This window comes from Nocardia crassostreae (assembly GCF_001613405.1).
Taxonomy (GTDB): domain Bacteria; phylum Actinomycetota; class Actinomycetes; order Mycobacteriales; family Mycobacteriaceae; genus Nocardia; species Nocardia crassostreae.
Window position 1 is genome coordinate 538,290 of record NZ_BDCH01000014.1, and the last position, 14,453, is coordinate 552,742.

The 14,453-nt window shown below is 66.8% G+C and carries 12 protein-coding genes and 1 pseudogene; 1 reads left to right on the forward strand and 12 read right to left on the reverse strand.

Annotated elements, in window-relative coordinates:
• Nucleotides 1-37 precede the first annotated feature (37 nt).
• From NC4_RS15110 to NC4_RS15135, 6 genes and pseudogenes are all read right to left on the reverse strand, one after another.
• Nucleotides 38-1,387, reverse strand: a pseudogene (locus NC4_RS15110) (UDP-glucose dehydrogenase family protein).
• Nucleotides 1,384-2,583 carry a pyridoxal phosphate-dependent aminotransferase gene (locus NC4_RS15115; RefSeq protein ID WP_067538115.1) on the reverse strand — a complete coding sequence of 400 codons (1,200 nt, stop codon included), beginning with the start codon at nucleotides 2,581-2,583 and terminating at the stop codon, nucleotides 1,384-1,386. The pseudogene NC4_RS15110 and the gene NC4_RS15115 overlap by 4 nt, the downstream one beginning before the upstream one ends.
• Nucleotides 2,583-3,572 (reverse strand): UDP-glucuronic acid decarboxylase family protein, encoded by a 990-nt coding sequence (locus NC4_RS15120; RefSeq protein WP_067537920.1) that lies wholly within the window; start codon nucleotides 3,570-3,572, stop codon nucleotides 2,583-2,585. The genes NC4_RS15115 and NC4_RS15120 overlap by 1 nt, the downstream gene beginning before the upstream one ends.
• A 23-nt stretch (nucleotides 3,573-3,595) precedes the next feature.
• Entirely contained in the window at nucleotides 3,596-4,327 is a 732-nt protein-coding gene (locus tag NC4_RS15125) for an SDR family NAD(P)-dependent oxidoreductase (protein WP_169814806.1), read from the reverse strand.
• Nucleotides 4,320-5,735: an FAD-dependent oxidoreductase gene (locus NC4_RS15130; RefSeq protein WP_067537925.1), complete on the reverse strand. Its 1,416-nt coding sequence runs from the start codon at nucleotides 5,733-5,735 to the stop codon at nucleotides 4,320-4,322. The genes NC4_RS15125 and NC4_RS15130 overlap by 8 nt, the downstream gene beginning before the upstream one ends.
• The gene (locus tag NC4_RS15135) at nucleotides 5,732-7,033 is read right to left on the reverse strand and encodes an aminotransferase class I/II-fold pyridoxal phosphate-dependent enzyme (RefSeq protein WP_169814807.1); all 1,302 of its coding nucleotides are present in this window, start codon (nucleotides 7,031-7,033) and stop codon (nucleotides 5,732-5,734) included. The genes NC4_RS15130 and NC4_RS15135 overlap by 4 nt, the downstream gene beginning before the upstream one ends.
• Before the next feature lie 170 nt (nucleotides 7,034-7,203).
• Between NC4_RS15135 and NC4_RS15140 the strand changes: the two genes are divergently transcribed.
• Nucleotides 7,204-7,893, forward strand: coding sequence for a GNAT family N-acetyltransferase (locus NC4_RS15140; protein WP_067537928.1), 690 nt, complete (start codon nucleotides 7,204-7,206; stop codon nucleotides 7,891-7,893).
• Here NC4_RS15140 and NC4_RS15145 read toward each other — a convergent pair.
• From NC4_RS15145 to NC4_RS15170, 6 genes are all read right to left on the reverse strand, one after another.
• On the reverse strand, nucleotides 7,878-8,474 hold the full coding sequence (locus tag NC4_RS15145) for a hypothetical protein (RefSeq protein WP_067537931.1): 597 nt from the start codon (nucleotides 8,472-8,474) through the stop codon (nucleotides 7,878-7,880). The genes NC4_RS15140 and NC4_RS15145 overlap by 16 nt on opposite strands.
• Nucleotides 8,467-9,579: a 4Fe-4S binding protein gene (locus NC4_RS15150; RefSeq protein WP_067537933.1), complete on the reverse strand. Its 1,113-nt coding sequence runs from the start codon at nucleotides 9,577-9,579 to the stop codon at nucleotides 8,467-8,469. Before NC4_RS15150 ends, NC4_RS15145 begins: the two co-directional genes overlap by 8 nt.
• A complete protein-coding gene (locus NC4_RS15155) occupies nucleotides 9,576-10,550 on the reverse strand; it encodes a 4Fe-4S binding protein (RefSeq protein WP_067537936.1) in 975 nt (324 codons plus the stop codon). The genes NC4_RS15150 and NC4_RS15155 overlap by 4 nt, the downstream gene beginning before the upstream one ends.
• Nucleotides 10,551-10,611: 61 nt before the next feature.
• A complete protein-coding gene (locus NC4_RS15160; protein ID WP_369690746.1) occupies nucleotides 10,612-13,230 on the reverse strand; it encodes a LuxR C-terminal-related transcriptional regulator in 2,619 nt (872 codons plus the stop codon).
• Between the two features lie 22 nt (nucleotides 13,231-13,252).
• Nucleotides 13,253-13,636: a peptidase inhibitor family I36 protein gene (locus tag NC4_RS15165; protein ID WP_067537941.1), complete on the reverse strand. Its 384-nt coding sequence runs from the start codon at nucleotides 13,634-13,636 to the stop codon at nucleotides 13,253-13,255.
• A 148-nt stretch (nucleotides 13,637-13,784) separates the two neighbouring features.
• Entirely contained in the window at nucleotides 13,785-14,351 is a 567-nt protein-coding gene (locus NC4_RS15170) for a TetR/AcrR family transcriptional regulator (RefSeq protein ID WP_067537944.1), read from the reverse strand.
• Nucleotides 14,352-14,453: the final 102 nt, after the last annotated feature.

Sequence of the window (14,453 nt, forward strand, 5' to 3'; positions counted from 1 at the left end):
TCCGCCTCCACCGGAAATAGCTGGCGCCGAGAGAATTTCATGATTTGCCTTCCGTCTGGGTATGGGGGCAGCCGAGCGCGCGGTAGGTCCAACCGGCGGCTCGCCACCGGACGGCGTCGAGACCGCTGCGGCCGTCCAACAACTGGGGTGTGTGCGCGAGGGCGGTGAGCCGCGCGGGATCGAGCGCGGCGATCTCGCCCCACTCGGTCAGGTGCAGCACGGCGTGCGTACCGGTCACGGCATCGGCGATATTGTCCACGTAGTCGAGTTGCGGGTGCGCCTTGAAGGCATTGGCTCGCGCCTGCGGGTGTGGGTCGTACACCACAACATTCGCGCCATGTTCGTGCAGTGCCGCCGCGACGGCGAGTGCGGGGGAATCTCGGACGTCGTCGGTGCCGGGTTTGAACGCCGCGCCCCAGACGCCGATCCGCCGACCATCGACCGAACCGCCGCAGGCCTGGTGGGCAAGCTCGACCATGCGCGAGCGGCGACGGCCGTTGACGGCGTCGACCTCACGCAGAAAGCCCAGAGCCGCACCGGCCCCGAGTTCCTCGGCCCTGACAATGAACGCGCGGATGTCTTTTGGCAGACAGCCGCCACCGAAGCCGATCCCCGGACGCAGGAACTGCCCGCCGATGCGCGTGTCATACGACAGCGCCTCGGCCAGTCGATGCACGTCGGCACCGGCCGCTTCGCACATTTCCGCCATCGCGTTGACGAACGAGATCTTCGTTGCCAGAAACGAATTCGCCGCCGTCTTGATCAACTCCGCGGTCGGCAGGTCGGTTTCCACCACCGGCACGCCCGCCGCCAGCAGCGGCTCGTAGACGGCGCGCAGCGCGATGCTGGCACGTTGATCTCCGGGCGCGAAGCCGAACACGAGCCGGTCCGGGCTCAGGGTGTCCGCAACGGCGTGGCTCTCCCGGAGGAACTCCGGACTCCACGCCACCCGCACGCCGTCCCCCGCCGGTGCGAGACGCCGGATGCTGGCGGTGATCTCCTCGGCCGTGCCGACCGGCACCGTCGATTTGCCAACCACGACGCACGGCCCGGCCAGGTGCGGCGCCAGTGCCCGGACGGCCGACTTGAGCTGGCCGAGGTCCGCACCGCCGTCACCGGCACGCTGCGGAGTGCCGACGGTCAGGAAATGCACGCCGCCGAATTCGCCTGCCGCGGCGAAGGAATCGGTGAACCGCAGCCGCCCGGAGTCGACATTGCGCCGCATGATGTCGTCGAGGCCCTGTTCGAAGAACGGGGGTCTGCCTTGTGCGAGCATGCCGATCTTCTCGAGATCGGTGTCGACTCCGAGCACCGTGTGCCCCAGCTCTGCCATGCACGCCGCGTGCGTCGCGCCGAGCTAGCCGCAGCCGATCACGGCGATCCTCATCGGATCGTTCCTCGCGGCCGGGGTTCGAACCGCTGAATCCGCTCGCATCCTTCGGCCAGCGTGTCGTCGTCCTTGGCGAAGCAGAAGCGCAGGAGGGATTCGCCGGTCGTCCCGCGATAGAAGGCGCTGCCGGGCACCGACGCCACCTTCCCCCGTTCGAGGAGATCCATCGCGGCTTCGGTCGCGGTGGTGTACCCCCAGGCCGATATGTCGGCGAGCACGTAGTACGCCCCCTGCGGGATGATCGGCACCGTACCGGCGGCTTTCAATGCGTCGCACAGCTTGTCGCGCTTGCGCTGGTAGTCCGATGCGAGCGCGGCGAAATAGCTTTCGGGCAGCGCGAAACCGGCTGTCACGCCGTGTTGCAGCGGGTTCGGCGCGCAGATGTAGTACAGGTCGTTGACCAGTGCGATCGCCTGTGCCATCGGCTCGGCGGCCACCGCGTAACCGATACGCCATCCGGTGATACTGAAGGTCTTCGACAGGCCCATGACACTGACCGTGCGTGGGGCGAGGCCGCCCACGGTCGCCGGTGAGATGTGCGGCCTGCCGTCGAAGTGGATGTACTCGTAGATCTCGTCGCTGATGATCAGCAGATCACGCTCGTGCGCCACCCGCGCCACCGCCTCGAGTTCGGCGCGGTCGAACATCTTGCCGCTCGGGTTCGCTGGCGTGCATATGACGAGCGCCCGGGTATTGGGCCGCAGCGCGGCCCGGAGCGCCTCCTCGGTCAAGGTGAACGTCGGCGGCGTGAGTGTGAGGAGTTGTGGTTCGAGGCCCGCGACGATCGAGCAGTTGAGGTGATACCCGTAGTACGGCTCCATCAGCAGGATGCCGTCGCCCGGATCGAGCAGTGCGTTCACGGCGGTCGCGAACGCGCCCGTCGCGCCGAGCGTCACCACGATCTCGGTGCCGGGATCGGCTTCGATACCGTTGTCACGCAACAGATTCCCAACGATCGCGTCGCGAAGCGCACGGTTTCCCTCGGGGTAGGTGTAGGTGCTGTCGTTCGCGTCGATCGCCGCCTTCGCGGCCTCGGCGACCTCGGGGGGCGTCGGCAGATCGCAAATACCCTGCCCGAGATTGATCGCCCCGACGCGATCGCTTTCCCGGCTCATCCGCCGGATGTCCGACAGCGCCAGACCGTGCAGGCGGTCCGCCAGAAACCGGGGCCTGCGAGACTCGGGCTCTGTCATCAGCTGGCCTGCCATTGTAAGTCGGGGATCTCGGCGCTCGTGTCGTCCGGGAGGTCCAGGCGTCGCGCGAAGTCCGCGATGGTTCGGCGTAGTCCCTCGACGAGGCCGATGCCGGGGTTCCAGCCGAACAGTCCGCGTGCTTTGGCGACATCGGGCAGCCGCTGCGTCGGATCATCCTGCGGCAAAGGCGCGAAAGCGAACTCGGACCGCGAATCGGTCAGCTCCCGAATCGCCCGGGCGATCTGCTCGATGGTCACCTCGACGGGATTGCCGAGGTTCACCGGACCCGTGACGTGCTCGGCGTTCATCAGCCGCACCGCCCCCTCGACGAGATCGTCGATGTAGCAGAACGAGCGGGTCTGGGTGCCGTCGCCGTAGATGGTCATCGGCTCACCCCGCAGCGCCTGCACGGTGAAATTCGATATCACCCTGCCGTCCTGCTCGCCCATGCGCGGTCCGTAGGTGTTGAAAATGCGCGCGACCCGGATCGGGACGTCGTATTGCTGTGAGAAGTTGAATGCGAGCGCCTCCGCGCAACGCTTTCCCTCGTCGTAGCAGGCACGGATGCCGATGGGGTTCACGCGGCCCCAGTAATCCTCCGACTGCGGGTGCACGGTGGGATCGCCGTAGACCTCCGAGGTGGACGCGATGAACAATCGCGCCCCGGCCGCCCGCGCCGCCTCGAGCGCGTGCAGGGTGCCCATGACGCAGGTCGTGATGGTCCGAACCGGGTTGCGCTGGTAGTGGATCGGAGAAGCCGGACACGCGAGATGGAAAATCTGGTCCGCCTCGAAATGGAATGGCGCGCAGACGTCGTGCCGTACGAATTCGAATCGGGGGTGTTCGAGCAGATGCTCGATATTCTGGCGCGAACCGGTGTAAAGGTTGTCGAGGCACAGGATTTCGTGGCCCTCGCCGAGTAGTCGTTCGCAAAGGTGTGAGCCTATGAAACCGGCGCCGACGGTGATGACGATTCTTTTCGAATGCATCGAGTGTGTCCCTTTCGCGATCTTCAGCGCATCGATAATCCGCCGTTGCAGTCGATCGTTTCGCCGGTGATGAATTCGCTCTCGGCCAGGAACCTGATCGTGCGGGCGATATCGGTGACGTCGCCGATCCGGCCGAGCGGCGTGTTCTCGATGAACTGGCGCATCGTGGCCTCCGGCGTGACCCGGGTGTGGAATCGCGTGTCGATCATTCCGGGAGCGACGGCATTGACCCGGATCTTCGGCGCGAACTCCTTCGCGGCTCCTCTGGTAAAGGAATCGACCGCCGCTTTCGCAGCGCCGTAGGCGGTCGCGGTCGGGGCGCCGTGCCGCATGGCGATCGACGTCACGTTCACCACACAGGGATTCGTGCCACGCCCGAGCACATCGGTGCACAAGCTGGTGAGCCGCATGGTGGACAAGGCGTTGAGCACGAAGGTGTCGGCGAGGTGCGACCACGTAAGCTGCTTCACCGACTGCCGCTCGATCATCCCTCCGGCATTGTTGACCAGGACGTCGAGAGCCGGGAATCGCCCGGCGATTTCGTCGCAGAGGTTCTCACAGCCGATATCGGTGGTGAGATCGGCGGCGACGATATCCACGCTCTCACACAATGGCTCCAACTCTTCGCGTAATGCGACGGCGTCGCCCTTGGAGGTGTGATAGTGCAGAATCATTCGGTTTCCCGGCGCCAGCTCGCGCGCGGTCGCCGCGCCGATACCCGTTCCAGCGCCGGTGATTACAATCGTTTTACCCACTGATAGCCCTATTCTGTCCGGCGAACCGCAGCGCCAGCACCTCCGGAACGTTCATATTGATCGCGTGCTTCGTCGCCTGAGCCGTGCACGCCTCGTCGGAATCCGCCCAGGCGGGACGGGTTTCCCAGCAGCTCCGGACCGATGCGGCGAGCAGCTCGTCGACCTCCCCGGCCTCGACGTTCCCGTTCGCGACCGAGTGCTCAAGGGCGAGGCGCAGTTCGTTCCTGGCATTCACCACGCACATCGCCCATTTGGGAAGAACGGTCATCGTGGCGCCGGGCTGCACGCCGAAGACGCCAATATTCCGACGTACCCGCGAATCCGCAACCGTGTTGATGGCGACCTTCAGGTAGGCGCCGAGGATTTCCGACCGGGCGAGCTCCGGGTAGAAGTCACGCAGCCTGGTCAGGGTCCACTCGGCGCGCTTCTCCGTTTCCGGGTGTCCCGCGGTGAGGTAATGCGTGTACTCGTCGGGGAATTCACAGGTTTCGGGGTCCATCACGATATTCATGATGTGCGCGGCGGGCGGGTGGTAGATCATCGCGCAGTGCTCGTTGATCGGGCTGAGCATGCCACCGTAGGAATCCTCGAGCTTCAGGCACGTGAAGTTCTTGTCCGTGCCGTCGGGCAGATCCACGTAGAGGATCTCCCGCAGCGCCATGAAGAGCCGGGGGAAGGTCAGTGTCGGGTTCAGCCGCCTGGCCATCCCGAAGGCGGCGGTCGCCACGCACAGGCTCACCTGGTCGGCGATCACGGATTCCGCGGAACCGTCCGCCGCGGTGTATTCGACGAGGTACCGGCCGTCGGCACGGCGGTCGATGGCAGTGACGGTGCTGCCTTCGCGAAAGTCGACACCGCACTGCCGCAGTTCCCAGTCCAGGACGGTGGACACCAGCACGGGGTTCATTCCCCTTTGCGGCGTGAGGAATCCGGCCGCGACGTCGCGCACTCCGGGGACGTCCGGGATCTCCCGGCAGATGGCGGACGGCTCGCCGAACACCGCGTTCGCCGGGTCCTCCTGACAGCGCTGTGCGTAGTGTGCGCGCAGGACATCCATATTGGATCTGCACTGGCCGACGATGTCGTGCCCGTCGTTCATCATGCTCTGCGAGGCGATGATGCGGCTGTAGGTCTTGCCGCTGTAGATCAGCTCCGGGAAGAAGCGGTCGTTCGCGATACGGCCGTCGAGGCAGTCCCTGGCGCTCTGCGGGTCGAACGGATACTCTGCGCCACTGTGGTTTTCGCTGACGATATTGCTGGTCTGCGTGCACACCGGGTACGTTCCGGCCGAGCGCGCCCGTTCCCGCTCGAGAACGATGACGGCATAGCCCGCACGGCTGCGGGCGATCGCGGCGAGGCATCCGGCGACCCCCACTCCGACGACCACATGCAATTCCGTGCGCTTCACGCCAGCCCGCTCGAAATCGCCTGAGGCTTGGCATAAGTCGCCTGAACGCGATTGAGCGCCGCCGCGAGACCGCGGATATCGGCCTCAGTGTGGTTCGCGGCAATGCAGACACGCAACTGCGCGGATCGCCTGCGCACGATCGGGAAGAAGACGACCGAGACGTAATACCCCTGTCGAAGCATCTCTTCTCCGGCCGAAATGGCGTCCTGCTCATCGCCGATCATCACCATGCGGATCGGGCTGAACGGCAGTGACCAGCCCATGAGCTCGTCGAACAGCGTGACACGTTCCCGCAGGGTCTGTTGCAGCCCAGCGATGGTGCCGTCCTTGTGCAGGTCGACGACGGCCAGGCAGGAGTAGACGGCTTGGAAGGTCTGCGCCGCGGAGAACGAGTAGACCTGCCCGTAGGACCGGATCAGCCGCTCCCGCCATTCACCGGCGACCAACAGCCCGCCGCCGTAGGCGCCGAAACCCTTGGACAGTGAGAAGGTGAGGATCACCCGGTCCGGGACATCACCGGTCAACTCGCTGAGCAGGACGCCTTCGCCGCGCTCACCGAAGACCGTCATGCCGTGCGCGTCGTCGATGTAGAGGAAGAAGTCGAGTTCCTCGGCCAGGGCGAGGAGTTCGCGGGCCGGGCACAGGCCACCCATCGAGTAGATGCCGTCGGCGACATAGACCGCCACCTCGTCCCGGGCCTTCGCCTGCAGCACCTGCTCTCGGAGCGCTTCGAGGTCATTGTGCGGAATGGTCTCGACCCGGCCCTCCACGGCCAGCACCGGTTTCAGGTACTGCATGGACGAATGCGCGAACTGGTCGAAGATCAGGCAGGTCTTGCGGGGTTCGTGCTCGTCGATGAGCACCCCGCTGGCGAGGAGCGGCATGAGCGAGATATGCGCGGTCGTCGTCGAGGGAAAGGTGATGACCCGCCCCCGGTACAACTCCGACAGTTCCTCTTCGAGCAGACGCTGCGGCTCGATCGAGCACCGGGAGCGCGCACAGCAGAAATTCATTCCCCACTGCTCGTCGACCGACTTCGAGGCCTCGATCACCTTCGGGTGCAGATCGAGCCCGAGGTACGAGCAGTTGACGAACTCCACGACGTCGGAGTTGTCGGGCAGCAGAACGTGCTTCCCGTTTCTCCCCCGCACGGTCACCTGCATCAGATTGGCCTTGATCGCGCGCTCGTAGTTGGCGGCCGCTTCCTTGACGACGAACGGTGTGTTCCGCAGCTTCGCGCCGGGAGGCGGTTTCGCTGTTCGATCCTGGTTGCCGCCGACGATTCCTGGTGATGTCACATCTGGGCCATACGCCCCCTCGGGACGGTCGGTTGGACACGGACATGTAACGGTTTCAGAGACTCGAATTACGTTGCACTGCAAAGGCAATTCGATATCGGCCGCACCCAGGGTCAGACTTGCCTATAGTGCCGAACAGTTCTGTAGTGAAACAACAATAGGCAAAGGACATGTCGCCCATAGTGGAGCTGTGCACCGAGGCCGAGATCGCTGAGCTGGTGCGGCAGTGGGTATTCGGGTGGTCTGTCGTTCGCGGCGTGGCCGACCGGGGTCGCGAGGTCGACGGTGGTTCCTATGTGCGGGTCGACCGGGCGGGGCATGTCGCTCGGTATGTTCTCCATGGCGGCGACCCGCGCCGGATCGCCGCCTGTGCACGCCGAGTCACCGAAGCGGACACCTGGATCAAGGCGCCGGTGACCGATGACGAGCTCGCGGACTGCCTTCCCGACGGTTGGATCGCCGAGGACCACGGCTTCCTCATGGCCACGCCCTTGCGGGACGTCCCAGCACGGCAGCACGACGGCTACACGGTCGCAGTCGATTCGAGCGAACACGGGCACGAGGCCGTCGTGACAACGCGGGAATCGGGGGTGAAGGCGGCGGGCGGGAAAGTCGCGGGCGTCGGGCCGTTCGCGATCTTCGATCAGATCATCACCGAACCGATGCATCGGAGCAGAGGGCTCGGCACACTCGTCATGGCAACCCTCGGCCGGGCGGCGCTCGAGGCGGGCGCCGACACCGGCGTGCTGGTTGCCACCGATGACGGTCGCGCGCTCTACGAACGTTTGGGGTGGACGGTGGTCGCACCGTTCGCCGCGGCGCGGTTCGCGCCGTCACCGACCGCTCAGCCGAAGATGTGACCACGCAGACCCGCCGCCGGTGCGTAGCCGCGACGGCGGGCGATACGGGCGGCGATGGGGAGCAGAAGGCGGCGCTGGAGGGTGCGGGGTGGTCCGGCCGCGAAGGTGACCGAGCCCGGCTGGCCCAGCATCATCAGCAGGTGGGGTAGGTGAAGTTCCTGCTGGGAGTTGACGTTTCCGTCGCGGATCGCTTGACCGAGGGTTTTGGCGTAGGAGAGCATCCAGACCGGGCCCGGTGAGTAGAGAGTGCGCACGACGATCGGGTGATCGGTGTCGTTGTAGGGGTCGATGTGGGCGGCTCCCGGCGGGATTGTCAGCGGGACGTCGGCGGTCAGGGTGGCGGAACGGAGGCCCCGACGGTAGCGGGCACGGGGGCCGTCGAGCAGGAACGAATGCTGGGTGATGCCGGGGTGGACATGGGCCGGAGCCTTGCCGGTGCCGGGCGGCAGGATTCGCGTGGCGCCCAGATACTGGCGGCCGTCGGCGAAGAACCACGGGTGGATCTCGAGCCGGGCGCCGTTGGCGCCCGAGTAGATCTCGAAGATCGGCAGGTCGCGGCGGAGGTCGTAGGTGCTAGTCATGGTGTTCCGGCGCAGGGTCGATTTCGGGTGCCGGCACATCGACTCGCCGTGGGTGTCGAATCGTTTTGTGCGGGAATTGTTTCCGTACATGGGATGCGGCCGGGGAGTCGGCGTCGACGTAGACGTACTCGGGTTTGCGGACCAGCGGTCGCACGATATCGCGGGCGTGGGCGTCGGGATCGGTGAGGTAGGCGCCGAGTACGTCCTCGCCCGCCGGACAGACAGCGACGCAGTAGCCCGCGCGGAACTGGGGCTGGAACGAGAGGCTCTGCCAGACCGAGAGGGTTTCGCTCGGGGTGACGCGGCGGCGGTAGTCGGCCGCGTCCTTGCTGTCCACGACCTCCTCGACCCAGCCCGCGAAGTTCGACAACTCGTGATGATTGTTGTGGGTGTAGCAGGCATCGAAGTCGAAGCCGCCGTCCCCGTGGATGGCCCCGACCGGGCAGGTGGTGACGCACAGTCCGCAGTCGATGCACGGGTTCGCGGCGACCGGCTGGGAATACCGGGAAATCGGGCGGTCGACGAGGATGGTGCCGAGCACGATGAAGGTCCCGAATTTCGGGTGAATGACATTGCGGTGCAACCCCATCTGGCCGAGTCCGGCGGCCACCGCCACCAGCTTGTGCGACACCACCCAGCTGCGATTCGGGTACCGGTGGATCTCCGCCGGGAACCCGCTGGCGGGATACAGCGCACGCACCCCGTGCCGCTGGAGTTCCAGGCAGAGGTGCCGGGCCGCCTCGTGTGCCAACTCCTGCGTGGTGGCGACATCGCGATTCGCGGCGCTGACGGACCGGCTCCGCAGATTGTCGCGGCTGGTGCGCAGGCAGAAGCCGATCAAGGCGCGGGTGCCCGGTAGCGCCTCGAGCACATAATCACGTTCGCCCTCCAGGCCGGGCGTCTCCAACGCGACGAATCCGACGTCGTCCAGGCCCGCACCCAGGCACAGCTCGCGCAGCCAGTCGGCATCGAGTTCGGCTGCCTCGCCGACGTTCTCGGTCTCGGCCCGGGCGCGTACGGCGGCCACCGTCGGATGTTCCCGCTCGCGTGTCCCCCGCCGGACCGGTACGTGCAGCCGATTCCACAGCCGCTCATCGTCGTTCATGTCGGCTCCGGGGCCGCGTCGATGCCGTCGGGCGGCATGATCCCGGTATCGACGTAGCGCACCGTCTTCGTCCGATATCGCTTGCGCACATGGGTTTCCGCATTGGAGCCGGGGCTGACGTACACGTTCTCGGGTTTGCGCTGCAATGGGCGCAGTACCCGCTGCAAATGTTCCTTGCGGTCGGCCAGATAGGGCCCGATCACGTCTTCTCCGGCGGGACAGACCGCGACGCAGTAGCCGGATCGATATTGCCGCCGCGACTGGGAGGTGGTCTCCCCCGGCGTCATTCGCTCCCCGTAATCGGCCGCGTCGGCGCTGTCGGCCATGGTCTCGGCCCAGTCGGCGAAGTTGTTGACGAACTGGTTGTAGGTGTGGGTGTAGCAGCTGTTGAAGTCGAAGCTGCCGTCATTGTGAATGGCCCCGACCGGGCACGCGGCCACGCACAGATAGCAGCCCAGACATGGATTCCAGTCCAGCGGCACCGAATACGGTGAGATCTCGGCTTCGGTCAGCACCGTGCCGAGCCCGATGAAGCTGCCGAACTTCGGGTGGATCACACAGCGGTGGATGCCCAGATGCCCCAGCCCCGCCGCCACAGCCACCGGCTTGTGCGAAACCGTCCAGCCGCGGCTGGGCAGCCGATGCGCCTCCACCGGAAACGTCACCGACGGGTACAGCGCCCGAAACCCCCTGTCCTGCGGGGCGATACTGATCCGATGTCCGATCCGGTCGAGCACGGGTATCGCGGTGTCGATCTCGGTGTTGACCATGCTGGCCGCGCGACTGGTGAAATTCTCCCGCGACAGCCGCACGCACACCGCGATCAGCGACCGCGTACTCGGCAGCGCCTCCCGCACATAATCGACCTCCCCTTCCAGGCCCGGCGTCTCCAACGCCACGAACCCCACATCGTCCGCACCGGCATCCACACACACCTGCCGCAGTTCCGCCGCAGCCAAAACTCGGGTCATATCACTACCTCCCGATGATGTAGACCCGGCTCGGCGCGAAAAATCATCGGTGGGCCCACGATTACCGAGGCGGTTCGGGTTCTGTCGGGGTGACGAACAGTCCGAGGTCGGATCGGGATATGCCGCCGAGTTTGGTGGTGAGGCGGTAGAGGTGGCCCTCGACGGTGCGGACGGAGACCGTCAGGTGGGCCGCGATGGCCCGGTTCGACAGGCCTTGTGCGGCGAGGACGGCGATTTCGCGTTCACGGCCGGTGAGGGAGATCGGCTGACCGGCCGCGCGCAGGGCGGGAGTGGTGATACCGCCGCAGGATTGGGCCAGGGTGCGGGCGGTTGCCAATGTCGTTGCGGACGAACCGCGTAGGCCGGATCGGCCGAAGGACAGCGACGCGTGGGCGTAGGCGTCCATGGCCGCGGGGCGGTCTCCGAGTCGGGCCAGGGTCGCCGCGGCGGCGCGTAGCGCTTCGGGGTTGTCGTCGGCCAGGGCGGCGGCGTGGGCGGCAGCGGCCGGAGCGCGGGGGCCGTCGACCAGTGCGGTGAGTTCGAGCAGGCGCGGGGCTACCGATGAATCGCCGAAGCGGACCAGCGCGTGCAGTGCGACGACCTCCAATGCGGGTTGTTGCATGCGGGTGGCCGCGGCGGCGGCTTCCCGGGCGGTCGCGAGGGCACGGCTGATCAGGCCCCGGGCCGCGTGGATCCACGCGACGGCGAGGATGCGGTCGGTCTCGACGAAACCGAGCATGGGGTTCCAGACCGATTCCCATTGGCGCATCACCTGTTCGGCGCGTTCGGGATTGCCCAGTTGGGCGTACTGCTGGGCCAGGTCGGGGATCGACCACGAGCCCCAGCCTATGCGCGCGAGCCCGGCGGGCATGTGGGCGTGCGCGAATTCGTAGAGCTCGACGGCCGATGCGGTATCGCCGCGCGCCGCGGCGGTATAGGCCCGGATGGTCGCGACCACCGTTTCCACGTGCAGCAGGTCCATGGATTCGAGGGTCACCGCCTCGGCGATGCGGCCCATGTCTTCACACAGTCCCGCCCACCGCAATCCGGTCAGTCGAAACATGCTGACCGGGAAGTACATCGAGGCGGTCGCGGCCGAGGCGAGCGCACGGCGGGCTCCTTCGTCGGCGACCTCCTCGACCTCCTCGAGCCTGCCCAACAGCCCGTTGCACACCACGACCGCCCAGCAGGCGAACATATAGGAGACCGCGGAAACATCGGGGGTGGCCAGCACCGAACGCGCTGCGGCCAGGCAGGCGCGGGTGTCCCCGGCCGCGAGTCCCAGCAGCCCCCGCCAGATGACCACGGTGGCGCGCTGCGCGGGATCGGTGACGCGGCGATCGAGGACGTCGACGAGGTCCCGGGCGGCATCGGGCCGATGCAGATCACCGGCGAAGTTCTGGATTCGGATCTCCGACAGCATGGTGAACAGGGCATCGCTCATCGGTTGTTCCGACAATCGCGCCAATGCGGTTTCGCACTCCGCGCCGCGATCGGTAATGGACAGGTGATAGGCGTGCAGCACCCGGATCTCGGGTCCGGCGCCCGCGGTGATCGCGGCGGCCAGCAGTCTCTCGGCCAGGAGGTAGTCGAAGCGCTGTGAGGCGTACAGCCCGGCGCGCTCGTAGATTTCACGATCCGGATCCAGATCGGAGTCCAGGTGCAGAACGGCGCGGCGCAGGATCCCGTCCGGGGTCTGTCCGGCCGCCGATTCCCGCAGGGCGAGCGCGAGCGCACCGCGCAGCCGCCGGGCGCGCACCGAACCCATTCGCGCGCGGCGCACTTCACCGAACAATGGGTGCGCGAGTTCCATGGCGTAGTCGGCGGTCACGCTCACCAGACCGCTGTGCTCGGCGGCTTCGACGGCCGCGCCGTCGCTCACCGCCGCGAGCACCGCGACGGGCAGAGTGCCGCCCAATGCCAGCACGTCGACCACCCGACCGACCGCCTCCGGGAGCCGGTCCATGCGCTGGCCCAGCAGCTCGGCGAGGCTGTCGGAGATCACCGGACTGCCGAGCCAGCGCCAGCTGCCGTCGACGCGAACCAGCCCGTCGCCGCGCTCGCGGTGGTCCTCGAGCACCTGTCGCAGATACAGCACATTGCCGCGCGTCAGATTCCACAGACTGCGCACCGTGCGCGGATCGACCCGATCGCCGAGCGCGGCCCGGAGCAGCTCACCGGTCGCGCCTTCCGGCAGCGGATCGATGCTCACCCGCGGCAGGCCGAGGTCGGTCCACAGTGCGGTCACCGGCGCGGGCACCGGTTCGCCGGTCCGAACCGTCACCACCACCGATGCCAGCCCCCGCGTGACGAGCAGCTGAACGACGAAGGCCGACACCGGATCCAGCCAGTGCGCATCGTCCACGACGACGATCGTGCGCCCCGGTTCGGACCCGCGGCTCAGGGCGTCGATCAGCTCCCGGACCACCCGGGCCTCCGGAAGCACGCTGGCGCCGATGACATCGGCGAAGGCCCCCAATGGAATGTCTTGCACCGCAATCGATGCCGAAACCCAGTGCACGCGGTAGCGCCGAACGCGCGCATCGGCCACCAGTTCCCGCGCCAGGCGCGTCTTACCGATACCGGCCGCACCGGCGAGCACCACTCCGCCTCGGGTCAAAGCCGCTCCGGCTCTGCGGTACTCAGCGTCTCGACCAGCGAACGGCCACGATCCCGGCACCCCGCCAGTCTAGGCGATCCGATCAGTCGCACACCTTCACCGCGTCGGCCGTATCGTCCACGGTGTAGGACAGGTTTCCCCTGCCGTTGTCGGGCACGGAAGCGAGCAGATCCCACCGCCCGCCCGTCCAGTTGTAGATGCCGACCGTGGCTCCGGTGCGGTTCCAGTACGAGGTCAACCGATCGCCCTTGCCCGCATTGCCGATATCGTGCAACAGGCAATTGGCATTGATCTGCACGAACATGTTGTCCCCATCGGCCCCGTCATAGCCACAGAACAATCCCCCCGGGCAGTCGTAGCCCTGCGCCGAGGCCGTGACCGGCGAGAAGACCGCCACACCCGCGGCGCCGGTGAGCACGGCGGCGGCCGCCAGGGCGGCGAGACGGGATGAGGAACGCGAAATCATAACTGTCCCTTTCGAAGACGGTGGACGGATGCGAGATCACCTCGCGGTCCGGCCTACCCATGATGTGCGGGCGCCGAGCCGATCCAGCAGGTAGTGCACCACCCGCATTTGCGCACCTCGCGTCCGGCCACTACTCGAAGCGAGCGGATCAGCGGACCAGCGGGAGGAAGACGGTGTCGACGATCTCCTCGATCACCTCGGGGGCGACCGGGCGCTGGGTCATCATGGCCTCGGCGCGGAGCAGGTCGAAGGGGAGGGCGGCGATGCGGGGGGTGAGTTTGGCGGGATCCAGCTCGCCGCGTTCGATGGCGCGCGCCATGATCTCGTCGCGGCCCGAGCGGCGACCGGCGAGGAACAGCTCGCGCAGTTCGGCGAAGCCCGTTTCGGTTTCGGCGAGGTAGCCGGTGAGGAGCAGGCCGAGTTGGGTGAGAAAGGGGCCGCGTTTCTCGCTCAGCTCGGTGAGGGTGGCGATCAGGTCGCCGCGCAGCGAACCGGTATCGGCGGGCGTGATCGGCGCAATCGCATTGCGGCGCACCACCGCCGCCTCGACCAACTGCCGCTTGTCCGCCCAGCGCCGGTAGAGCACCGGCTTGCTGGTGCCCGCCCGCAGGGCGACGGAATCGACGGTCAGGTTCGCGTAGCCGCGTTCGGTCAGCTCGTCCCAGGCCGCGTCGAGGATCGCCGCCTCGAGCGCTTCACCGCGCCGTCGTCCCACCGCACTCCTTAGATCCTTTGACGTTTCTTATCGGCGTACCTTACCCTGACCGATAAGAAACTAGAACATATCTTAAGGGGTGCTCGGTGGAGCAGAGCAGAA

Bases quoted from the DNA above. Each gene is read 5' to 3' on its own strand.
- NC4_RS15115 (WP_067538115.1), bottom strand. From the start codon at position 2,583: ATGACAGAGCCCGAGTCTCGCAGGCCCCGGTTTCTGGCGGACCGCCTG.
- NC4_RS15120 (WP_067537920.1), bottom strand. From the start codon at position 3,572: ATGCATTCGAAAAGAATCGTCATCACCGTCGGCGCCGGTTTCATAGGC.
- NC4_RS15140 (WP_067537928.1), top strand. From the start codon at position 7,204: ATGTCGCCCATAGTGGAGCTGTGCACCGAGGCCGAGATCGCTGAGCTG.
- NC4_RS15145 (WP_067537931.1), bottom strand. From the start codon at position 8,474: ATGACTAGCACCTACGACCTCCGCCGCGACCTGCCGATCTTCGAGATC.
- NC4_RS15150 (WP_067537933.1), bottom strand. From the start codon at position 9,579: ATGAACGACGATGAGCGGCTGTGGAATCGGCTGCACGTACCGGTCCGG.
- NC4_RS15155 (WP_067537936.1), bottom strand. From the start codon at position 10,550: ATGACCCGAGTTTTGGCTGCGGCGGAACTGCGGCAGGTGTGTGTGGAT.
- NC4_RS15165 (WP_067537941.1), bottom strand. From the start codon at position 13,636: ATGATTTCGCGTTCCTCATCCCGTCTCGCCGCCCTGGCGGCCGCCGCC.